Source organism: Bradyrhizobium sp. CCGB01 (assembly GCF_024199795.1).
In the GTDB taxonomy this organism is placed as follows: domain Bacteria; phylum Pseudomonadota; class Alphaproteobacteria; order Rhizobiales; family Xanthobacteraceae; genus Bradyrhizobium.
The window spans coordinates 7,204,934-7,224,238 of record NZ_JANADK010000001.1 but is presented as its reverse complement, the minus strand read 5'-3'; the positions used below and the strand labels follow the sequence as shown (position 1 = coordinate 7,224,238).

Here is a 19,305-nt window from a genome sequence, read left to right as displayed (position 1 = left end):
GAAGTCAGCAGGCGAACGTTGCATCAAACCGGCGGTTCCTATGCATCGCGATCTCGTATCATCACTCAGCCCGCGGGTCCAAGCGCCGTCCGGCGGGCGGGCGCGTCGAATGCCGTCAGCCAGCGATAGGCGAAGAATAGCGCGGCGCCGGTGTAGAGCAGCCCCATCGGAACCCACATCAAGATGCCTGCAAGTTGCTGATCCTCGAGCTGCGACAGGCCGAATTCGCCGGCGAGCGCGCCTTGGCCCGGAATCCACACCCGTGTCGACAGCGTCAACAATGCCCCGAGCACGCCGGAATGCAGCACGGTGACGAACAGACAGACGATCGCAATGCCGTCGCGAAGCCGTATGCTGCGGCCCACGCCGCGGCCATGAAGCAGCACCCACCAGAACAGCAGAGCCGTGGTGAAGAAGCTGATGTGCTGGAAGCGGTGGACGGTCGTGTTCTGCAAAGCCCAGGTGTAAAGCGGTGGGGCATGCCAGACCCAGAGCGCAAGGCCATGCAGGCCAGTCGCGCTCAACGGATGGCTGATGACAGCCCATGGCCGCGCCACAATCGGAAGGTTGAGCCATCGGCCAGCTGTCGGGCGAAGCGTTGCGGGCAGACCCCACAACATAGGCCCGTTGATCCGTGCAAAGGCCATCAGCGGGGCGCCGACGACCATGAGCAGCTCGTGCTCGATCATATGGGCGGTGAACAGGCGCTCGCCGAGCCAGTGAATCGGCGAGGTGAGGGCGAGCGCGACGATCAGCCAACCCGTCCAGAATGCACCAACCTGACGAAAACTGACGCCGCGGCCTCCACCGGCATGATGCCAGAGCCGCTGGGTACCGATGTAGAATCCGATGCCGACCACATAGAGCGGAGTGAGGAGCCAGCGATCCGAGCTCCAGAGCGATCCCGTATCGACCTCGGAGAGTCCATGCGCCCGGGCCGGCCCGGCGAATAGGCTCAGCAACAATGTTAGCAGGGTCAGCGCAAGCATGGACTGATCATCAGCGAAGCGGCAAGCTGGTTCGCGATCACCAGTGCGAACAGCACGCCGGAGCCAACGCCGAGCCAGGCCATGAATGTCCTGGGACCGCCGCCTTGCGTGTCGCTCCATTGCGCGGCAACGCCCCGACGAACCGCACGGGCCGAGATCGCCGTTCCCGCAAGAGCCACGACGGCCAGCACGGAACTCATGATGGTGCCGCTTAGCCGGGTCGTCTCGCATGAGAAATGAGCGAGCGCGTAGACGCCCTGCAGGTTGATACCCCAGGCCAGCGGCCCGAGAGCGACGCCGGCCCAATAGAGCAGCCTTGTATGTTCTTCAGTCTCGGTCATAGGCGTGGCACCCAATCGAGCAGGGCATAGAGCGGCAGCCAGGCCAGCACGACGAAATTCCAGTAGAAGACATTGTCGGTGACATCGCTGAACCGGCGCGGTTTGGCGTGGCGCGTGAACATCAGCACGGTCAGCACCACGGTATCGCCGAGATCCGTGGCGAGGTGGGTCGTGTGAAGCCCGAGGATCAGCCACACGATCGATCCGTAGGCCGAATTGTCCCAGCGCGTATTGAGGTGGGCGAACTCGAAGCCGCGCAGGACCAGCAACACAATGCCGATCAGCGACATCACGATGAGGCCGACCCGCACTTTAGGAAGATCCTGCCGGTGTGCAGCGCGATTTGTGAACTCGTTAGGGATGATGCTCAGCAGATAGATCACGACCTCTGCGGTACCGGGCCAGAGATCGGGTGGTGATGCTCCAATCGGCCAGCTGGAGTTGACGGCATAAAGATACAGATAGGCGCCGATCGCGATGGCGAATCCCATGCCCTCCAGCGCCATGAATCCCATGGCACCCCACCACGGACCGCTTCGCGGGCCGTAGCCATAGGTCGGCAAGTCGCCAACGTTACGGACGATGGTTTGTCTCACTCCTCGTCCTCCCTGCTGCCGGCCGGCCAGAACCAGCCGATCAAGGCGACCGCCATCGGCGGGGTGCCCCACAGGACGGCCCACGGCGTGAAGATCGAGCCGATGAAGAACACTGTCGTCGCGAGCGCCGTCAGCAATGGCCAGATGCTCGGCTCGGGAGATGCCTCGCGGGTCTGTGGCTCGGCTTCGGCAAGCGACGTCAAAAGGACTTCCCGCCGATCGACGCTGAGGCCCGCGGCGACCGGCAGGCTCTCACCGTCGAGCCATAGCGGCTCCCGGTGTTTAACAACGGGAATGCGGTCGAAGTTCTGCGGCGGCGGCGGCGAGGACGTCGCCCACTCCAGCGTCGAGGCATCCCAGGGATTGTCGCCGGCGAGCGCGCCGCTCCGCAGACTGCGGATCACGTTGACCAGCAGCAACGCAAAACTGAGAGCGAAGATGAGAGCGCCGCCGCTGGACAGCAGGTTGAGATGCGCCCAATCCATGTCGGCGGTGTAAGTGTAGACCCGGCGCGGCATCCCGATCAGCCCGAGGATGTGCATCGGGAAGAACGCGATATTGAAGCCGACAAAGGCCAGCCAGAAATTCCAGCGCCCAAGCCGCTCGCCGAGCATCCGGCCGGTGATCTTGGGAAACCAGTAGTAGACCGCACCGATGAGCGGGAAGATCGCCCCGCCGATCAGGACGTAATGGAAGTGCGCGACGACGAAGTAGGTGTCATGTACCTGGGTATCGATCGGGACCGAGGCGACCATCACGCCGGACAGGCCGCCCATCACGAAGATCACGATGAAACCGATCACGAACAGGAGCGGCGTGCGGTAGACCGGCCGGCCATCCCAGAGTGTCGCCAGCCAGCAGAAGATCTGCAGTCCGCTCGGCACTGCGATCAGCATGCTGGATGCCGTGAACAGGCCGGCGCCGAGCTGAGGCAGGCCTGTCACGAACATGTGGTGGACCCAGAGGCCGAACGACAGAAAGCCGGTCGCGATAAGGGACAAGATAACGACGGGATAGCCGACCACGGGGCGGCGGGCGAAAGTCGCCAGGATCGCCGACACCATGCCCGTTCCGGGTATGAAGATGATGTAGACCTCGGGATGGCCAAAGAACCAGAACAGGTGCTGCCAGAGCAAAGGATGGCCGCCTGACGAGGAGTCGTAGAAGCGCGTGTTGACGAGACGGTCCAAGATCAGCGACGTCGACGCGACCATGATCGAGGGCATCGCGAACATCACCAGGAAAGCCGTGACCAGCATCGCCCAAACGAAGAGGGGAATGCGGTCGAGAGTCATCCCGGGCGCGCGCAGCTTGAAAACTGTCACGACGATCTCAACGGCAACAGCGAGGGCGGCGACTTCGGTGAAGGTGATCATTTGCGCCCAGACGTCCGGGCGCTTGGTCGGCGTGTATTGCAACGATGACAGCGGGACGTAGGCGAACCAACCGACATCCGGACCGACGTTGAGCGCAAAAGAAATCCAGAGAAAGCAGCCTCCGAACAGAAACATCCAGTAGCTGAACGCGTTCAGCCGCGGGAACGCGATGTTGCGCGTTCCGACCATCAGCGGCACGAGGTAGACGGCGAACGCCTCCATGACCGGCACGGCGAAAAGGAACATCATCGTCGAGCCGTGCATCGTGAAGATCTGGTTGTACTTATCGGGCGACAGGAATGTCTGTTCGGGGCCGGCGAGCTGAATACGCATTAGGATCGCAAGAACGCCGCCGAGCAGCAGGAAGACGAAGGCGGTGACGATGTAGCGCCGTCCCACCACCTTGTGGTCAACAGACATAAGAGCGCCGAGAAAACCGGATGGAGTTCGCCAGAGGCTATCGAGCCGTGTCGAAAGCTGCAGGCCGTTCAGTGCATCGTCGCGCAACTCGCGCTGGTCGGCGGTGACACTCACTTGAGCTGCTCCAGATAATGAAGGATCGCGATGAGCTCACCCGATTGCAGCGGCATCTTCGGCATGTAATTGCCGGGCTTGATGTGCTGCGGATCGGCGATCCAGGCGCCGAGCGAGGCAGTCGTCATCGGCAGCGTTCCCGCAGCGATCGTCGTCCGGCTACCGACATGGGTCAGGTCGGGGCCCAACTGTCCACCGGCGAGCGTGCCGCGAATGGTGTGGCACAGCGCGCATCCTCGCGCGCGGAACAGCTGCTCGCCCTGCTTGCCGAGCTGGTCGGACGGGCTATGCGCGCTTTGATTCTCTCGATCGCGCCAGCGGCCGAATTCATCCGGCGGCAGCGCGAGCACGGCAAAAGCCATGTGTGCATGCTGAAGGCCGCAGAACTCGGCGCACTGGCCGCGATAGATGCCGGCGCTCTTCGCCGTGAACTGCAGCTCATTCTTTTGTCCAGTGATGAGGTCCATCTTGCCGGTCAGGCTCGGGACCCAGAAGCTGTGGATCACATCGGCGGATTCCAGCTCGACCTTGACCGGCTGACCAGTCGGAATCCGGATCTCGTTGGCGGTCACGAAGCTCCTGTCGGGATTGCCGTCCTCGTAACGAACTTCCCACCACCATTGATGGCCGATGATCTTGAGCGTGAGGGCATGCTCGTCCCTCGCGAACACGGTGCGCTGCCCGGCATAGCTGACGATGGAGAGGCCCAGAACGATCACGAGCGTCGCCAGTCCTAGCCCAAGCACGACGCGCCCGGTGACGCGCTCGAATGGGATATGCAGCGCGAGCGGCTGGTCCGTGGTACGCTTCCTGCGCAACATCCCGATGATCAGAACGATCACCACTGCGACCCAGACGACTGAGGCGATCGCCAGGAATATGAAGAAGGTTCGCAGGATCTCGTCGGATTGCAGCCCTTGCGGCGCAAGCGCAGACTGCCGTCCGGCACAGGCGGCCAACGGCAGCAACGCAAATGGCACCAAGGCCGTACGTATCCGAACAGGCATCGATGTCGCCGAGCTCCCCTTGCCCCAGGGCGAACCGATCGCTTGTATGAAGGTTCCTATTCGGCCTCGGAACGGCGGCGTTGGAGCTACCCGTTCCGGCACATCCGCGAGCGTCGACACGCGAACGTCAGGTGGACGACGATCCGCAGGCCAATCCAGCGTGCCACCGCGGGATTAGAAAGGCCATCCTTTCGTGGCGATCACGATGGCCAGGTCGGCGCCAGCCATCAACAGCAGGACGGCGAGGACTGCAATGACCGCTCCGGGTTGAGTGATCCCACGCAGATCTTCAAGCATGTGTCGTTCCGCTGATGATGCCGTACGTTTTACCTTGCCATCGGCTTTTGTGGGTCGTCGCGGCGCTGCGCGGCTTCCGTGTTTCGGTCCAGCTGCGCGCGCTCGCTGCGGCGCAAGTGTCCGGACCGCCGGACGCCGTACCAGATCACCGCGCCAAGGACGAAGGCGCCGATGAACCACAACCACAAAGCTGTGGCCGAGACGTCTCCCAAAAGCATGCCGACGCCGGTATTGCCCATTTGTGTGCTCCCGTTGGATATGCGGGCAATGCAGGCGCTACGTGGTGGTTCCTAGATTTAGGAGGACGCCATTGGGTGCAATGCAGGCGCTGCAGAGAGCAGGGCGTCATGCGGCTCATCGTGCGCAGGCCGCCGACTATCGAATGCTGCGACCAATCGTCGGTTCGATCAGTCGTTCCGGTCGGCGCAGGCTGCGGCGATCGATACAGGAACGACGGCTGTGGATGCCGATTGCCCTGTGAGGATGGAGAAATGAGGAGACCACGATGTCCGAAATGCCTCCCGTGCCGGCAGAGCAACGCAGCAACAAGGGACCCGGTTCGGATCCCGCGACGGAGCCGGAAGATAAGATTCCTGAGCGTGAGAACTTCGACACTCAGGGGCGCCAGGGAAACATCAAACAGAACACTACCAATCAAGGCTATCAGCAGGATCGATGATGCCGCACAAGAACCCAGACGCGGAACGTTTCGGCGGACCCGGTTCCTCCCGCCAGGATCGGAAACATCCTGAAAAGGGAGGGCGCGAGCACGATGCACCGGCGCCGGGAGCGCCGACCAACAGCCCGAAATCCCAAGTCTCGGGCGGCGGTGGCGAACGCGATCAACACCATACGCACGACGATCGCCACAGGAGCTGACGCGGAACCACAAGCTGGGAGCAATGGAACGGAGAGACGAGATGCGCATGACAAAGTTAGGGATTCTGCTGATCGCCGCCCTCGCGACAGCGTCCATCGCCCCCGCCTTGGCGCAGGGGGGTGGCGGAGGTTCGGGTGGGTCCGGTGGCGGAGGTGCGGGCGGTTCTGCCGGCGCAAGCGGCGGTGCAGTATCGGGCGCTGGGAGCCAGGGCAGCGCAGCCACGTCAGGCAGCACAGCCACGTCAGGCACCGCCAACTCCTCGAACCCTGCCGATGCTGCGCGAGGTACGACGACCCTCGGAACGAACGGCGCAGGCACCGCCCAGTCGGGCGGCGGGAGTGGCCCAAAAGGATCGACCACGGTGGGACGACCTGGCAATCTGGCGGGCGGCACCAGCAGTGGACGCATCGACGGAACAACCACGCCGGGTCCCTCGCTGCAGGGCGACGATCGGATCCGATCCGAGAATGCGCCAAACTCCAGCGTCGATCGTACGGTCAAGAGCATCTGCAAGGGCTGCTAATGGCGCTGACTGAAAATCAGGGCGCCGGCTTGTCCGGCGTCCAATCGAGATCCGTGTTATCGTGCGGTTCGGGATCGGGCGCGCACGGTTCGATCTTCAGCTGATCTTCCAGCACCGGCTTTCTGCCGTCGTGCTCGACCAGCCCTGCCTGATCTGCCTTCTCGAGCGTCTCCTTCTTCGTCGAAAACGCCCGGCTGAGCTTCTCTCCATCCTTGAACACGGCGTATGGCATGTTCTTCTAGCCTCCCTGATCGAGCCAAGACGCTTTTTCAGCATCCTCTCCAACATGTCGGCGACAGACGCGCTCGCCATATCGTGCGTTCCTATCGAGGGGCATTTCCGCAAGAGACGCGTCGGCAAGAGCCTCGGAGGAACCGTGGCGATAGCCCTCGCTTATCATCCTATTGGAGGCAGGGCATGGGCAAAAAAACAATACGCCGCTTTACCGTTTCGTCTGGAAAATTCCGAGCTGCGCGTGATGCTGATCACGACCAGGCGCAAGCGCAAATGGAGCGTCCCGAAAGGCTCGTTGATTCGCAACACGGAGCCTCATCGCACCGCTGCGCTCGAAGCCTATGAGGAAGCGGGGCTGATCGGGGTCATCGCGAAACGTGCGTTGGGCAGCTTCAAGCATCGCAAGCGGAAGGGCGAGCGCAAGCGGACCATGGACGTCGATGTCTTTCCGATGAAGGTGCATGGCCGCGAGCGCTGGTGGCCGGAGAAGGGCGAGCGAGAGGCGATCTGGGTCTCGCCCAAGCGAGCGGCCCAGCTCGTGCACAAAGATGAACTGCGGCGCCTGATCGTTCGCTTCGCAGCGCAAACGGTATAGATGAGGACAAGATCCTTGCCGGAAGAGAGGTGAAGGACTGTTGCGCGCCGGTGAGCTCAGCCAGGAACAGTCGGAAAGAACAGCGATTAGACCCGATCAACCATGAGAGAACTACCATGGACTTCAAAGACGCGTCCGCAATGACCGAAGCATCTGGCCTTGCCGATAACACCGGTACTGGAAAGGTCTCCACAGCAAGCGGCAATGGAGCCAGCAGGCCGCATGAACCGCCGGGCAAGACCGCTACAGCGCAGGTCGCGCAGCAATTGCGAGACATCGCCATGACCGCGCCGTTGCGGTCACTGGTCGCGGCCTTCATCATTGGGGTCCTCGTGGCCCGGCGGCGTTGAGGCGGGACCGCGGACGTTGCGATCGTAGCGGCGCAATCGATGCGGCGTGACGTTGGAACGTCTCTTCCGACCACAGGTTCTCGAACGATCCCACGGAGAGATTGGTATGAATGAAAACGACAACACGACGTCCAGGTCGCGACAGAGCAGCTCCCTCGGCTGGGCCGTCGGCGCCATCTTCGTCATAGCCGTCATTGCGGCCGTCTTTTTCTACGACGGACGGGACGTCGGTCATCAGGCAACCACGACAAGTCCGACCAACGCTCCGAGCGTGACCACCGGCTCGAGCGGATCCGGTTCGGCCAACAAGTAAGTATTCCGAGACGGGCCGCCCGGTGATGGGCGGCCCGTTTGTTTATGACCTCAGGTCAGTGCATTCGTCACGGGCGCTTCGTTCATCTGCTCGACCTGCGCCCCACTGTCGGGCCGCGCCGGTCCCAGCACCGGCTCCTGACCGAGCGGCTCGAACCCGCCGCGGAAGGTGAACGTCCCCTGACCGTCGATGGACGGACCCTCGCAATATCGACCGGGCTGCAGGGAGTCGCCACCGCGCTCCGTGCCCATGAACATGTAGCTGAACTCGGTCGCCTCCTTGCTGCGATCGAAGCTGTTCGGGATCGGCAGCGATGCGTCCGCCCCCATTTCCTCAATGACCGCGAGCCATTGCTGCTGATGCATCGTATCGCGGGCGATGAGGTAGCTCAGCATGTCCTGCATGCCGGGATCGTTCGTGGAGTTGTAGAGGCGCACCGCGAGCGTTCGTCCCGTGGACTCTGCCGCGACGTTACAATACATGTCGGCCGCAAGGTTACCGCTGGCGTAGATGTGCGAGCAGTTGAACGGTACGCCGTCGCAATTGCCGGGAAATGCCGACAGGCCGCTCGAGAGGATGTGCTGATGCAGCATGCCCTCGATCACATGTCGCGGCCGTTCGCCGCCGTTCATGACGGCGCCGACGACCGGGTTGGCCTGCAGCGTCGTCTCCTGCGTCGTTGCCGGCGCCTCCTCGAGGTTCAGCGCAACCGCCGTCGCAAGCATTTCGATAAGGCTGATTTCTTCGGTCGCGGTGTTGAGAAGCACGTCCCGATACTTTGCGGGGCCGCGAGCGCCCCACGCCTGGAAGAAATATTGGAGGCAGACGCGGATCTCGCCTTCGACGCCGCCGATGGCCTGCTGCAGCTGACGGGCGAAGAGGGGATCGGGCTTCTCGACCCGTACGGGATATTGCAGTCGCTTGTCGAAATAGTACATGCACAGCTCCTTTTTGTGTCCTGGCACATGGGCGCAATGAAAAGCTGTCAGGTTGCGTTCCTAAAACATTTCTCGCGTGTTCTGGACATGCTCTGAAATTGCCGCCACCTCATTCCGCAAAAATGGCGTGGCCCCGGCGCGAGGGAGGGTCCCGCCGGAGCCGGACGCGCGCTTGTCACAGGACGGCAATTTCGTCGAAACGCTCGGCAAGCCGGATTTGTCATCACCAGTCACGGTGCGGCGGTCAGAGGCCGGGCTATGTGCACGGCTCCGGTCATGGCGTATCGAAGATTTGCTATCGCAGGTCAGGTTGGGTCCCGGTCCGGAACTCGCGTGGCTTTTGCAGACTCCCGTTTGCGCTAGGAACGACCGCTCGGGATGGCGGTTGCGGCAACGAAGCCAGTCGAACGGAGGACAGGAAATGGCGAACACTGCGCGCGACACTTTCGTTGTTGGACTACGCAATGCACATGCGATGGAAGTGCAGGCGAGGGAGTTGATGGAACGTCAGTCGGAGCGGCTGGACGAATATCCGGAGGTGAAGGCCAAAGTAATCGCTCACCTTCAGGAGACCAACGAGCAGCTGCAACGGCTGGAGCGATGTCTGGAATCTTGCGGCGAGACCACCTCCAGTCTCAAGGACACGACACAGTCCGTGATGGCCAACATGCAGGCCATGGCGCATTCGGTTGCCGATGACGAGATCCTCAAGAATACTTTTGCCAACAACGCGTTCGAGAATTTCGAGATTGCAGCCTATAAATCGCTTCTCGCGCTCTGCGGCGCCGCCGGGGTCGCCGAAGCGAAGGAGCCGCTCGAAGCGTCTTTGAAGGAGGAGCAACGTATGGCGGCCTGGATCGAGTCCAACGTCGAGAAGGTGACGATGGCATATCTGGCGCACCAGCGGCAATCGGCGTAACCGCCGGCAGGCGCGGCGGCTCGCTTGACGCGCCGGTGTGCCGCCGCCCTGAGGCAATCGATGACACACATTATCTTCAGCGATTATCATCTTCAGCGATTATCGCAATCCGGCCGCGGAGCAGGCTTACGAAATCGCGTGGGACTTCCTGGCACGTGCCGGCGCGATCCGGGATGAGTTCGAGACTTGCGTGTTTCTTGCTCAGCGAATGGCCGCGATGGTGGACCAAGGGCACACAAACCGCATCCGCATGGCCAACCGGGCCATCAACGAATATCAGCAATACCTCGATGAACGCGAGGATCGCATCCACTGTGGTGAGGACGTCAGTCCATCTGCAATGAATGTCCGGTAACGCTCCGAGCCGTTGCGGCCTGATCGGCGTCAGTTCGGTGGATCTGCGGGCACGCCATCGGCGGTCGCGACTTCGGTCATCGTCCGTTATTATGCTCAGATCAACAGCGACCCAGTGGCGCGGGGCGGGGAGCGGCGCCGGTTCGCAACAGGAACGTGGCGGACACAATCTGCATTGTTGCTTGACGCAACCCGAGGAGAATAGGCATGCGAAAAGTTGCCCTTGCAGCGCTGGCGGTCGGCGCGATATCGACCGCGACACTTGCCCCGGCCGAAGCACATTGGCGGGGAGGAGGCTGGCATGGCGGTTGGGGCGGCCCGGGTCTGGGCTTTGGCCTTGCCGCCGGTGCCTTGGCGTTCGGCGCTGCGGCGGCCGCATCGCCTTACTATTACGGCGCGGGATACTACCCGGGGCCGTATGGGTATTATCGCCCCGGCCCGTACGCGTATTATGGCCCACGCTATTACGGTCCCCGATACTATCGCCCGCGGTATTACGGCCCGCGATATTATCACACTCATTACCGGCCCTACGGGTACTGGTGACGCCCGGCGAACAGCTGGGCCTTTTGATTCGACGATCACCTCTGCAAATCCGGAAGCCGGATTAGGAACGCGAGAAGTCGAACGAGCTTGGCACAATAGCGCTCAACGGAGGCTAATTCTTAGCCAGGCGGCCCCGGTGTTTTCCCAACCGGGGCCGTTTCACCGCGCGGGTGGACACCACGTCGAGCCCGTCCGTCCCGCGGTGAAGGATCGAAAGTCGCCCCTTGCCTCGAAGGTACAACTTTCGGCTCAACGAAGCTTCTTGCTTTCGATCGTGATCGAGCAGACCGGTCCGATCCCGTCGCGAACTTCGAGGCTCCACCGCCCATCCAATTCGAGAGAGTCCTCGATGTCGCGCGCCAGCCGTTTGGCGGCTATCCAGGCCGCGTGATCGTTGGCCAATTCCTCACCGACATCGTCATTGTGAGGGGCGCCGTTCGTGATCTGATAAAAATACCGCGTCATTGCTCTGCCCGACTTCGGAAAAGCAACTTAATCTATGTTGTTTTTGTTCCCTGAGAGGTGCTTGGATGTTTCGGGCAGTAAAGGCTCTACCGTGGTTTGCTCTTGAGCTCTGCCATCGCCTTCCGGGCAAGGAGACCTAGTTCTCCCAACGTGGTCCTGCCCTCCACTGCGGCCGCTAAAAGTCGCGCGGCAACGAGCTTCCGGGTTTTGTGATCTCCGCCATTGGGAAGCGCATCCCGGAATGTTTCTTCCAGGACGAGCTCCATTCTTCTCTTCAATTTGTCGCTCAACTCGCTTCCGGGGCCTTCGGCCGTTGCCCATCCTGGTGGTGTCATTGTCGTGCTTCTGCTTTCCCAACGGCTCGTCCGGCTATTTCTTCAGATGCGCTTACTGCGCATCTCATGACCCATGTTTGCCGGGTGTCGTTCGAGGTTTATCGGAGAAGCCGGGTGAGCGCCGCACCAAATGTTAAGGGTAGGATTGCCAGCTGAACACGGCGCGCTTGGTCAGGCGAGGCGCTAAGTGAACGCAAAGGAAGCATGGAAGGCGGCTGGACGAGCGCTATCTGAGCGCGAACCATCCCAGGACCGCGAAAATGGGGATGATGGCCACGGCGAAAAGGACCAAAGGTGATGGCTCATTGCCTGTACGATCGCTCATCGGAGCCTCCGAAGTGCTTGGGAATCTTGGGCTCGCCCTTTCGGATGCGTGGCCTCGCGGAATATCAATGTCAGCAAGGTGAGACTGTTCCTGAAGGAGAACGGTCCGATCCGCGCGGTCTCGCCGCTGGACCTTCAATGCCTCCTCTTGGTTAGGGCGGCCAACGCCTCTTGCATCGCGACCTCCGTTGGAACCTCGGCAGCACATTGTCGCAGCAGGTGGCGCGCCGAGCGTCGTTCCGAGGAGCACTCGCATGATCGATATCGTCGTCGTCCCCGGGGATTCGCCCAATTCATCGCTGGCCGGCGTATCGTGGGCTGCCATCGTTGCCGGCGCCGTTGCCGCCTGCGCGATAACGCTGCTGCTGCTGGCCTTTGGCACGGGCCTCGGACTGAGCATGGTGTCCCCCTGGTCAGGGTCGGGCGTTTCAGCGACAACGTTCAAGATCACCACCGGCCTCTACCTGATTGTCATCGCCATGATTGCCTCTTCGATCGGTGGATATCTCGCGGGCCGGCTTCGTTCCGGGTGGGCAGGCGTCCACGGCGACGAAGTCTATTTCCGCGACACAGCGCACGGCTTCGTGGCTTGGGCGCTGGCTTCGGTTCTCGGCGCTGCTGTGCTCGCGACCCCTGCGACAAGTATTCTCGGAAGCGCGACGACCGGAGCGGCCCAGGGCGTGGCGACGAGCGCCGGGCAATCCGGAGGTCCGATGGATAATTATGTAGATACGCTGCTGCGCGGTGACCCAGCCTCTCAAGCTTCGTCGGTCAATCCGTAGGAAGTCCGCGGCGAGGTTGTCCGGCTCTTTACCCGCAGTTTTCGTGATGGCGGCGAATTGAAGGGACCGGATCGAGAGTATGTCGCGAAAGTCGTCGCGGCGCGCACTGGTCTTGCGCAACCCGAGGCAGAGAAGCGCGTGAACGACGTGATCACGCAGGTCAAGGCCGACATGGATGCTGCGCGCAAAGCCACCGCATCCCTGGCGTTCTGGCTGACCGCTTCGCTGCTGCTGGGTGCGTTCTGCGCCAGCCTGGCCACGACCGAAGGTGGAGCGCTCCGTGACGGCACCTGGAAACGCCGTCACTAACCGAAAGGAAAGCCCATGCCGATCCTTCTATGGCTCGTCGGAATACCGATCCCGCTGATCATTCTGATCATGCTGCTGCGTTAGTCAACGCGATCGGTGCTGGCGTCGGTTGTGCGCCATGACGATGCGGTGGTCGTAGAGCTTCCGATACCTAGGAGCCTGAGAAATCCGAAGGCCTACCCGCCGGCGCCCGAACGGGCGCGGCTCATATGTCCGCCGCGCCTCCTGGTCGCATCGTTAGGACGGACCGAGTCAGGACATCGGTTGCCGCCCCGAGGCGGCGGCCCAAGGCCGCCGCAACCGCATCGACGCGCCGCCGCGAGGCGGATCATCATGGTCGTCGTCCAGCTTGCGCAAGGCGGCGAGAATGTCCGCGAGACGGATTGGTTGGTCCATGCCCGGGATCGCGCGCAAGGCAGGACGGGATTCCACGGCGAACATGTCGGACGCCCAGGACGACAGGATGACTCGCTTCTCCGGCGTGGTAAGTCCGCTGTCGTTCAACACCTCGTCGGCAGATCCGTAATGAGCGGCGGGGTGAAAGATGGCATTGAGATTGGTGGCATTCGTCTTTGCGTTGGTCATGGTCGTCTCCCTTATGCACTCCTTCCTAGGGAGCGTTACAAGATCCGGGCGGCGGACGTGCCGCCGCCCGGCAGGCCGTCAGGCGGCCTTCTTCTGCTCGATCCGGGGCGAGGCGGTCGCACCGGCGATCTGGATTCGGCGCGGCTTCATCGCTTCGGGCACCTCGCGGACCAGATCGATGATCAGCAGGCCGTCGCGGAAGGCGGCTTCCTTCACCTGGACGTAATCGGCCAGGTTGAAGACGCGGCGGAAGGGGCGCGCGGCGATGCCCTGGAACAGGAACTCGCCCGCGGGCTTCTCGGGCTTGCGGCCCTCGATGATGAGCGCGTTCTGCTCGGCGGTCGCGGTAATGTCGTCGGCGCCGAAGCCAGCTACCGCCAGCGTGATCCGGTAGTGGTCCTCGCCGAAGCGCTCGATGTTATAGGGCGGGTAGCTGTCCTCGCTGGTCTGGCGCAGGGCGCTGTCGACGAGGCCGGCCAGATGGTCGAAGCCGATGGTGGAGCGCCACAGCGGCGCGAAGTCGAAGGTGGTCCTCATATCCAAGTCCTCCAAAGAGCAAGATGGTTACGAAGGAACGCAAGACGGCGGTCCTGAGACCTCCGGCCGCGCCCGTGCCCGACCCTGGAAGGCGTCAGGCACACCGCTCTCGCGGCGAAAAACGAAATAGAAAAACGGAAGGGCGTTTCAAGAGGGGGCGGCCAGATTTTTTTCGGCTCATGTGATTGGTTAACGCGCAAGGGACGAACATTCGCGTACCGCACCGCTTTGCCATCTTGACAGCCGTTTCGCGCCGAATATTTTTCCGCTTGGGAATCCGCTTCCCACGTCTCGAACCATGAAGGATTTTGGAAGACCGTCAGGAGTGGCGACGATGCTCGACGAAAACCTTGCCCGTATCCGTGCGCACCGCAACAATATCCATCGCTATCGCAGTCTGCTGAAGACGCGACTATCGGACCTCGAACGCCAGTTCATCGAACGGCGTCTCTCCGAAGAGAGCTCGGCGCTCCAGCGACTGACGACCGGGTCCTTTCCCCTCGCATTCGATATGCCGAAAGTGCCCGCGACAGTGGGAGCTGCCTCATGACTGGCGTCAAGGACCTGTTGATCCGTGGCAGCGAGAAGGTCATCGCGCATTATCGGCTCCTGCTCGCCGGCGCAAACACGGAGAAGGAGCGCGAGCTTTACCGCGCCAGGATCGCGCGCGAGCAACGGCTTCTGGACCAACTCCGCGATGGTTCGCCCGGACGGTTCGCCGCATGAGTTGCGAAAACGAGGAAGATCGCTTTGCCGGCTACGACATCGTATTGAAGCAGCGCGGGCGCGGCCGTTGGAAGTGGACCGTCTGCGAGGTTGGAGGAGAAGCCTTGATGTCCGGCTCGGAATGCAGCCGCGCAGGCGCTAGATACAAGGCAGAGCGGGCGCTGTTTCTCCTGCTCTGCGCCGGCGCGTCCCGGGCGGATTCCGCCAAAGGGAAACATCCGGACTGGCTTTAGGAACTCTGGACGTCAATGGCCGGTTGTCCGCCGCTGGACCCTTGAAGCGGAGAACAACGTTGGAAAGCACGATCGTCGGAGAATTCGCCACGCGGCGTGAAGCCGAGCTGGCAGTGGAGCGCGTGGTCCAGGAGTTTGGCGTGGCGCGGGGTGACGTCTTCATTCAGCCCGCGGGGGCTGCGAATTCGTCCGGCACGCGGGCCGCAGGCGCGGACGTCAAGACCGCGCCCGCGCCGGAGGGCCAGCAAAAGTTGGAGGGCGAGATCGAGGTGTCAGTCGACTTCCATGGCGATGAACCCGAGAAGATCGTCGAGGCGCTGAAAGGCACCGGTGCAACGATGGTTCGCACCAAATAGAGCCTTCATCGGATGGCTGGGCTCAAGCATCCCGTGACCCCCGACGGTCGCTACTTCGTCGTCCGGGGCAAGCTGTGGCGGATGAGCAATCCAGGTCTTGATCCCGATGAGAAGTCGCGGCTGGTGAAGCATCTGATGGATGCGCGCCGTGCCGTGAAGGCCGCCAAGGCGGCGCGAAGCTCGGCGGCTGAGTCTGCCGCACGCGATCTGGTTGACGCGACGAAGCGCGGTTTGGGCGAACGCGGACCGGTCTGGTGGAAGGACGGCGCGCCCGACCTCAACAGGCATGCGGTCAAGAACAGTCCCTACGCGGCCTGGTACACGCGGATCAGGCGGGGATATTCGGAAGGTCCCGCGGCTTGCGCAGAAACGCCTGGGCCATGACTTCGTCCGGCGTGAGCCTATCGTAAGGGCGCGAATTTTTGCGCGATTCTAGGTTTGATGGTCGGCCGTTGGGTAGGCGATCAGCGTCTTGGAATGCGTCTGGCGCGATTGTAGCGTCAATTATTCGTCGCGGAATCGTTCGCCGCACCTGCTGCATCGGTAAAGATCTATCAGCTTGCCGGATTCCGTATCAAGCATAGGCGTCAGGAGGCACGGTCGGGTCCCGCAATGTGGACAGGCCCGATCGGCCAAGTGCAATCGAACCTCATCGTCATCCATGGGCGTCATATGCGACTCTCTCCCCTCGGGGGAGACAGCATCAATCTGCGGTTCCTACTTCCACATATGTTAGGAGCAGCTCAGGAAGCCCGGTGATGAAGGCCATCATTGTGCCTGAGAGGAAGGGGAGTTCGTCAATGGGAACTTCCGGTAACCTTCGGTTTTGGTGACTGCAACGTCGTGAAGGCGTTGCCCAAAGGACCGCTGGCTCGATTGGGACGCGACGCCCATATGGCCGGCGGCTCCGGAGGGACGCGGTTGTCGATCGGCGGCCGGAAGGTCGTCTCCCGCACGTTAAGATCGGACGCTTGCTGCTAATCAACCGCGAGTGCTGCCGTCGTAATTGACCCGCCGGCTTGATATCTGAATTACCGCAATCCTTGTTTGGACCTCCAGCTTGTGATGGACGTTTAGAAAAAATGTGTAAGGAATTTATCTGACGACACACATGGAGACGTTTGAGACTTATCTGGAGCGGAAGTACCAGGAAATCATGCTGTTGAATGCCAGCCTGTGTCGTCCGCAAAACCTGTCTCGTCCACGCTCCGTAGACGAGATTATCAGGATGAAATTCCAACTGACTGCCGCTCTGCGTGCGGAGCACGAACTTCAGGATTGGAAGGCGACCGAGACGGCGTGGTCCACGACGGCGTGTCCTGCAAGCGGGCCATTCGTATTCAGTTACGACTATCAGCGCGCGGACCTCAGCGTCAGCGGACCGATGTTCTATGAACTTGGCGCCGGCTGCAGCAGCGAACTCTATTACAGTGCGTCCGGCATGGCCGCGATCTCGGCCGTGATGCTCTCGGCCGTGCAAGTTCTTGGCAGTGGCGAAATCCTGGCAATGACGGGGTCGTACGCAGAGACGCTGGAGTTAATCGAACGCTTTACGCCCAGCCTGCAAATCGTCTCTCCAGAGCTGCCGCTTGCCGCCACATCGACCGGCTTGCCAAGGGTCCTTCTGCTGGATTCATGTCTGCCTGCGACGGCGTTCGAAGCCATTCTGCGCTCCAGCAGCTCTGAACTCGACCTATTGGTATTCGATACAACATGCTTTGCAGTCCGTTCCGGCCGCATCCGCCGGGTCCTGCGCTGGGCGCAGCGCCAACAGGTTCCCGTTGTCATGGTACGAAGCCACAACAAGTTGGATTCACTCGGGGCGGAGTATGGGCGCCTGGGGTCGGTGGTTTTTGTCAGATGGAAGAATGCAGGCGATGAGGGCAGGAGCGTCATCATCGAACGCCTGACGGCGGAGGTCCGCAATGCAATCCGGCTGTTCGGCGGGGCTGCGCTCCCGGCTCATTTTCCGCCCTATGTGGGCCGTGAAGCCTATTGGATGCTGACGAAGAAGCGCGTCGCAGCCATCTTGCGCAATGGCCGTCGTACCGCGCGGATGTTTAGCCGCATGCTCGCGTCGCAATCGGCCCAGCTTCACTTCACCCACGGCCTTTACGTCACCCTGCGAGCGAAGAATCCTCTCGATGAAGAAAGCGCACGCCAGACCGCAGAGGCGATGTGCCGCGATCTCAGCCGGGACGGCCACGCCATTCGTCATGCCGGCAGCTTCGGATTTGACTTCGCGACAGCCGAGTGGGTCCGCGATGCGACCACGGCCCAGTTCAGCGTGCGGGTCGCAGTGCCCGACCTGCCGACCGGATTGTGGTATGATCTTTCTGCTGCGATCGCCGGATGGTGGAAGAAATCCTAAGTGACCGAGGCCGGACGGACCAGCTTAGCGGGTGAACAGGGTGAGGCACACGACACCTTCCGGATCGACGCACCCAAAGACGTGAGGCTGGCGGCTCAGTTCATCGCCGAGGAACATGTGTCGCGTTGCGGAGTTCGGACGATGAAAGGATGGTACGCATGAATGAGAAATTCGATCCTGCTCCACCGGACAAGAATGCGGACGATCCCAGACAAGCGATACGCCGCGATAAGGCAAAGGATGATGAGCTCGAGAAAGGTTTGAAAGACAGCTTTCCGGCATCCGATCCGGTGAGCAGTACACAAGCGTCCAAGGCGACGCCGGACGGTTGATTGAAGGGGAAGAACATGGGACTTGCAGCTTACGACATCGTCGGCAGGGACGGCGCCTGGCACGTCGAACATGACGGCTCGATCCGGAATACCTATCAGACCAAGGAGGCTGCATTTGAGGCGGCCGTTGCGGCAGCATCGCTTGCGATGCGACAGGGGCATTCCGTTCGCGTGACCGAGCCTGAGAGCGCCAATTCGATCGGCGCCAGAAATTCCGGTTAGCTTTCCTGGGCTCATCCGTGAGGGTCAGCGCGTCAGGATGCAGTCGAAAGGCGGGCGAGACCTCGTTCGCTATTTCCCTGAAGTCGTTGTCGCTGCGTCCGCCATCGATGCGGAATCGTTCATCTTGGACGGTGAGCTGATCATTCGGCTGGGTGAGGGATACTCCTTCGACGCACTGCTTCAGCGCATCCACCCGGCGCCAAGCCGGATCAAGCGTCTGGCTGGAGAGACGCCTGCGAGCTTCATGGCCTTCGACTTGCTGCGATCGGCGGATCAAGATCTTGCGGCGCTTCCGCTCGCCAAGCGACGGCCCGCGCTGGAGGCCTTCGCCCGCCGCCAGTTTCGCAACAACGATGTGTTCGTGCTTTCGCCGGCGAGCCGCAGCTACGCCGAAGCCAAGCGATGGCTTCAACGTATTGAGGACGGCCACGACGGCGTCGTCGCGAAGCGGCGGGATCTTGCCTATTGCAGCGGCACGCGCGACGGAATGCAGAAGATCAAGCTGATGCGATCGGCCGATTGTGTGGTCGGCGGTTTCAGATATGCCGAGAAGAAGCAGGCCGGCCGGAGGGTGATCGGTTCGCTGCTGCTCGGGCTCTATGATAAATCCGGGCTCCTGCATCACGTCGGGTTCACCTCCGCGCTCAAGGCCTCGGACAAACCTGGCCTCACCAAACGGTTCGAGAAGATTATCAGCGGGAGCAGCTTCAGCGGCAAGGCGCCCGGCGGTCCGAGCCGGTGGTCGACGAAGCGATCGGCCGAGTGGCAGCCGGTGCGCCCGGTTCAGGTTGTCGAGGTCTGCTACGACCATGTGTCCGGTGACCGATTTCGCCATGGCACCAGGATCCTTCGCTGGCGCCTGGACAAGAAGCCGTCCCAGTGCCACCTGGACCAGCTGCACCAAAAAGTAGCGCGCTCATAACTAGGTCGCGAGAT

At 61.8% G+C, this 19,305-nt stretch carries 28 protein-coding genes and 1 pseudogene; 18 read left to right on the top strand and 11 right to left on the bottom strand.

The annotated features are described in order from the left end of the window. Positions 1-65: 65 nt before the first annotated feature. The 7 genes from NLM25_RS34035 to NLM25_RS34010 all read right to left on the bottom strand — a co-directional run bounded on the left by NLM25_RS34035 (position 66) and on the right by NLM25_RS34010 (position 5,379). Complete coding sequence (locus NLM25_RS34035; protein ID WP_254122142.1) at positions 66-989, bottom strand: cytochrome c oxidase assembly protein; 924 nt, start codon at positions 987-989, stop codon at positions 66-68. Next, a complete protein-coding gene (locus NLM25_RS34030; protein WP_254122141.1) occupies positions 977-1,330 on the bottom strand; it encodes a hypothetical protein in 354 nt (117 codons plus the stop codon). Before NLM25_RS34030 ends, NLM25_RS34035 begins: the two co-directional genes overlap by 13 nt. Continuing rightward, complete coding sequence (locus tag NLM25_RS34025) at positions 1,327-1,926, bottom strand: cytochrome c oxidase subunit 3 (protein WP_254122140.1); 600 nt, start codon at positions 1,924-1,926, stop codon at positions 1,327-1,329. Before NLM25_RS34025 ends, NLM25_RS34030 begins: the two co-directional genes overlap by 4 nt. Further along, the gene (ctaD, locus tag NLM25_RS34020; RefSeq protein ID WP_254122138.1) at positions 1,923-3,836 is read right to left on the bottom strand and encodes a cytochrome c oxidase subunit I; all 1,914 of its coding nucleotides are present in this window, start codon (positions 3,834-3,836) and stop codon (positions 1,923-1,925) included. The genes NLM25_RS34025 and ctaD overlap by 4 nt, the downstream gene beginning before the upstream one ends. Next, complete coding sequence (coxB, locus tag NLM25_RS34015) at positions 3,833-4,816, bottom strand: cytochrome c oxidase subunit II (protein WP_254124567.1); 984 nt, start codon at positions 4,814-4,816, stop codon at positions 3,833-3,835. Before coxB ends, ctaD begins: the two co-directional genes overlap by 4 nt. A 201-nt stretch (positions 4,817-5,017) precedes the next feature. After that, positions 5,018-5,140, bottom strand: a complete 123-nt coding sequence (locus NLM25_RS43980) for a hypothetical protein (protein WP_256565527.1) — start codon at positions 5,138-5,140, stop codon at positions 5,018-5,020. A 29-nt stretch (positions 5,141-5,169) separates the two neighbouring features. Next, positions 5,170-5,379, bottom strand: coding sequence for a hypothetical protein (locus NLM25_RS34010; RefSeq protein WP_254122136.1), 210 nt, complete (start codon positions 5,377-5,379; stop codon positions 5,170-5,172). A gap of 266 nt (positions 5,380-5,645) precedes the next feature. Here NLM25_RS34010 and NLM25_RS34005 point away from each other — a divergent pair, with 266 nt between their 5' ends. From NLM25_RS34005 to NLM25_RS33985, 4 genes are all read left to right on the top strand, one after another. Further along, positions 5,646-5,819 carry a hypothetical protein gene (locus NLM25_RS34005; protein WP_254139808.1) on the top strand — a complete coding sequence of 58 codons (174 nt, stop codon included), beginning with the start codon at positions 5,646-5,648 and terminating at the stop codon, positions 5,817-5,819. Between the two features lie 785 nt (positions 5,820-6,604). Further along, on the top strand, positions 6,605-7,372 hold the full coding sequence (locus NLM25_RS44190) for an NUDIX hydrolase (RefSeq protein ID WP_309143633.1): 768 nt from the start codon (positions 6,605-6,607) through the stop codon (positions 7,370-7,372). A 116-nt stretch (positions 7,373-7,488) separates the two neighbouring features. Continuing rightward, on the top strand, positions 7,489-7,722 hold the full coding sequence (locus NLM25_RS33990; protein ID WP_254122132.1) for a hypothetical protein: 234 nt from the start codon (positions 7,489-7,491) through the stop codon (positions 7,720-7,722). A 106-nt stretch (positions 7,723-7,828) separates the two neighbouring features. Next, entirely contained in the window at positions 7,829-8,035 is a 207-nt protein-coding gene (locus NLM25_RS33985; RefSeq protein ID WP_254122130.1) for a hypothetical protein, read from the top strand. Between the two features lie 50 nt (positions 8,036-8,085). On the opposite strand, the gene NLM25_RS33980 is transcribed toward NLM25_RS33985, so the two are convergent. Beyond that, positions 8,086-8,973 (bottom strand): manganese catalase family protein, encoded by an 888-nt coding sequence (locus tag NLM25_RS33980; RefSeq protein ID WP_254122128.1) that lies wholly within the window; start codon positions 8,971-8,973, stop codon positions 8,086-8,088. A gap of 421 nt (positions 8,974-9,394) precedes the next feature. Here NLM25_RS33980 and NLM25_RS33975 point away from each other — a divergent pair, with 421 nt between their 5' ends. The 3 genes from NLM25_RS33975 (at position 9,395) to NLM25_RS33965 (ending at position 10,792) form a co-directional block, all read left to right on the top strand. Further along, entirely contained in the window at positions 9,395-9,892 is a 498-nt protein-coding gene (locus tag NLM25_RS33975) for a ferritin-like domain-containing protein (RefSeq protein WP_254124561.1), read from the top strand. 190 nt (positions 9,893-10,082) lie between these two features. Next, a complete protein-coding gene (locus tag NLM25_RS44530) occupies positions 10,083-10,247 on the top strand; it encodes a hypothetical protein (RefSeq protein WP_375166898.1) in 165 nt (54 codons plus the stop codon). A gap of 206 nt (positions 10,248-10,453) precedes the next feature. Continuing rightward, on the top strand, positions 10,454-10,792 hold the full coding sequence (locus NLM25_RS33965; RefSeq protein WP_254122126.1) for a hypothetical protein: 339 nt from the start codon (positions 10,454-10,456) through the stop codon (positions 10,790-10,792). Positions 10,793-11,041: 249 nt separating this feature from the next. Here NLM25_RS33965 and NLM25_RS33960 read toward each other — a convergent pair whose 3' ends face one another. Beyond that, positions 11,042-11,257: a DUF6894 family protein gene (locus tag NLM25_RS33960; RefSeq protein ID WP_254122124.1), complete on the bottom strand. Its 216-nt coding sequence runs from the start codon at positions 11,255-11,257 to the stop codon at positions 11,042-11,044. A gap of 913 nt (positions 11,258-12,170) precedes the next feature. Between NLM25_RS33960 and NLM25_RS33955 the strand changes: the two genes are divergently transcribed. After that, the gene (locus NLM25_RS33955; RefSeq protein WP_254122122.1) at positions 12,171-12,698 is read left to right on the top strand and encodes a hypothetical protein; all 528 of its coding nucleotides are present in this window, start codon (positions 12,171-12,173) and stop codon (positions 12,696-12,698) included. Between the two features lie 138 nt (positions 12,699-12,836). After that, positions 12,837-13,007: a hypothetical protein gene (locus NLM25_RS33950; protein ID WP_254122120.1), complete on the top strand. Its 171-nt coding sequence runs from the start codon at positions 12,837-12,839 to the stop codon at positions 13,005-13,007. Between the two features lie 252 nt (positions 13,008-13,259). Here the strand turns inward: NLM25_RS33950 and NLM25_RS33945 are convergent, their stop codons facing one another. Together NLM25_RS33945 and NLM25_RS33940 are read right to left on the bottom strand one after the other, a co-directional pair. Continuing rightward, positions 13,260-13,592 carry a hypothetical protein gene (locus NLM25_RS33945; RefSeq protein ID WP_254122118.1) on the bottom strand — a complete coding sequence of 111 codons (333 nt, stop codon included), beginning with the start codon at positions 13,590-13,592 and terminating at the stop codon, positions 13,260-13,262. A 78-nt stretch (positions 13,593-13,670) separates the two neighbouring features. Continuing rightward, positions 13,671-14,129: an Hsp20 family protein gene (locus NLM25_RS33940; RefSeq protein ID WP_254122116.1), complete on the bottom strand. Its 459-nt coding sequence runs from the start codon at positions 14,127-14,129 to the stop codon at positions 13,671-13,673. Between the two features lie 334 nt (positions 14,130-14,463). On the opposite strand from NLM25_RS33940, the gene NLM25_RS33935 reads away from it, so the two are divergent. From NLM25_RS33935 to NLM25_RS33895, 9 genes and pseudogenes are all read left to right on the top strand, one after another. Then, entirely contained in the window at positions 14,464-14,679 is a 216-nt protein-coding gene (locus NLM25_RS33935; RefSeq protein ID WP_254122114.1) for a hypothetical protein, read from the top strand. After that, entirely contained in the window at positions 14,676-14,855 is a 180-nt protein-coding gene (locus tag NLM25_RS33930) for a hypothetical protein (RefSeq protein WP_254122112.1), read from the top strand. The genes NLM25_RS33935 and NLM25_RS33930 overlap by 4 nt, the downstream gene beginning before the upstream one ends. Then, positions 14,852-15,088 carry a hypothetical protein gene (locus NLM25_RS33925; RefSeq protein WP_254139807.1) on the top strand — a complete coding sequence of 79 codons (237 nt, stop codon included), beginning with the start codon at positions 14,852-14,854 and terminating at the stop codon, positions 15,086-15,088. Before NLM25_RS33930 ends, NLM25_RS33925 begins: the two co-directional genes overlap by 4 nt. 59 nt (positions 15,089-15,147) lie before the next feature. Next, positions 15,148-15,444, top strand: coding sequence for a hypothetical protein (locus tag NLM25_RS33920; protein WP_254122111.1), 297 nt, complete (start codon positions 15,148-15,150; stop codon positions 15,442-15,444). A 12-nt stretch (positions 15,445-15,456) separates the two neighbouring features. Beyond that, positions 15,457-15,828 (top strand): hypothetical protein, encoded by a 372-nt coding sequence (locus NLM25_RS33915; RefSeq protein WP_254122110.1) that lies wholly within the window; start codon positions 15,457-15,459, stop codon positions 15,826-15,828. A gap of 727 nt (positions 15,829-16,555) precedes the next feature. Beyond that, positions 16,556-17,815, top strand: a complete 1,260-nt coding sequence (locus NLM25_RS33910; RefSeq protein ID WP_254122109.1) for a hypothetical protein — start codon at positions 16,556-16,558, stop codon at positions 17,813-17,815. A 158-nt stretch (positions 17,816-17,973) separates the two neighbouring features. Continuing rightward, a complete protein-coding gene (locus NLM25_RS33905) occupies positions 17,974-18,147 on the top strand; it encodes a hypothetical protein (RefSeq protein ID WP_254122108.1) in 174 nt (57 codons plus the stop codon). A gap of 15 nt (positions 18,148-18,162) precedes the next feature. Continuing rightward, on the top strand, positions 18,163-18,369 hold the full coding sequence (locus NLM25_RS33900) for a DUF2188 domain-containing protein (protein ID WP_254122107.1): 207 nt from the start codon (positions 18,163-18,165) through the stop codon (positions 18,367-18,369). A 10-nt stretch (positions 18,370-18,379) separates the two neighbouring features. Continuing rightward, a pseudogene (locus tag NLM25_RS33895) lies at positions 18,380-19,291 on the top strand (ATP-dependent DNA ligase); the annotation flags it as partial. Positions 19,292-19,305 lie beyond the last annotated feature (14 nt).

Coding starts and splice junctions, on each gene's coding strand:
- NLM25_RS33960 (WP_254122124.1), bottom strand. CDS start 11,257: ATGACGCGGTATTTTTATCAGATCACGAACGGCGCCCCTCACAATGAC.
- NLM25_RS33985 (WP_254122130.1), top strand. CDS start 7,829: ATGAATGAAAACGACAACACGACGTCCAGGTCGCGACAGAGCAGCTCC.
- NLM25_RS34030 (WP_254122141.1), bottom strand. CDS start 1,330: ATGACCGAGACTGAAGAACATACAAGGCTGCTCTATTGGGCCGGCGTC.
- NLM25_RS33905 (WP_254122108.1), top strand. CDS start 17,974: ATGAATGAGAAATTCGATCCTGCTCCACCGGACAAGAATGCGGACGAT.
- NLM25_RS33990 (WP_254122132.1), top strand. CDS start 7,489: ATGGACTTCAAAGACGCGTCCGCAATGACCGAAGCATCTGGCCTTGCC.
- NLM25_RS33980 (WP_254122128.1), bottom strand. CDS start 8,973: ATGTACTATTTCGACAAGCGACTGCAATATCCCGTACGGGTCGAGAAG.
- NLM25_RS33965 (WP_254122126.1), top strand. CDS start 10,454: ATGCGAAAAGTTGCCCTTGCAGCGCTGGCGGTCGGCGCGATATCGACC.
- NLM25_RS33975 (WP_254124561.1), top strand. CDS start 9,395: ATGGCGAACACTGCGCGCGACACTTTCGTTGTTGGACTACGCAATGCA.
- NLM25_RS33935 (WP_254122114.1), top strand. CDS start 14,464: ATGCTCGACGAAAACCTTGCCCGTATCCGTGCGCACCGCAACAATATC.
- NLM25_RS43980 (WP_256565527.1), bottom strand. CDS start 5,140: ATGCTTGAAGATCTGCGTGGGATCACTCAACCCGGAGCGGTCATTGCA.
- NLM25_RS33945 (WP_254122118.1), bottom strand. CDS start 13,592: ATGACCAACGCAAAGACGAATGCCACCAATCTCAATGCCATCTTTCAC.
- NLM25_RS33910 (WP_254122109.1), top strand. CDS start 16,556: ATGGAGACGTTTGAGACTTATCTGGAGCGGAAGTACCAGGAAATCATG.
- NLM25_RS33915 (WP_254122110.1), top strand. CDS start 15,457: ATGGCTGGGCTCAAGCATCCCGTGACCCCCGACGGTCGCTACTTCGTC.
- NLM25_RS33955 (WP_254122122.1), top strand. CDS start 12,171: ATGATCGATATCGTCGTCGTCCCCGGGGATTCGCCCAATTCATCGCTG.
- NLM25_RS34005 (WP_254139808.1), top strand. CDS start 5,646: ATGTCCGAAATGCCTCCCGTGCCGGCAGAGCAACGCAGCAACAAGGGA.
- NLM25_RS33925 (WP_254139807.1), top strand. CDS start 14,852: ATGAGTTGCGAAAACGAGGAAGATCGCTTTGCCGGCTACGACATCGTA.
- NLM25_RS34035 (WP_254122142.1), bottom strand. CDS start 989: ATGCTTGCGCTGACCCTGCTAACATTGTTGCTGAGCCTATTCGCCGGG.
- NLM25_RS34010 (WP_254122136.1), bottom strand. CDS start 5,379: ATGGGCAATACCGGCGTCGGCATGCTTTTGGGAGACGTCTCGGCCACA.
- NLM25_RS33940 (WP_254122116.1), bottom strand. CDS start 14,129: ATGAGGACCACCTTCGACTTCGCGCCGCTGTGGCGCTCCACCATCGGC.
- NLM25_RS33930 (WP_254122112.1), top strand. CDS start 14,676: ATGACTGGCGTCAAGGACCTGTTGATCCGTGGCAGCGAGAAGGTCATC.
- NLM25_RS33900 (WP_254122107.1), top strand. CDS start 18,163: ATGGGACTTGCAGCTTACGACATCGTCGGCAGGGACGGCGCCTGGCAC.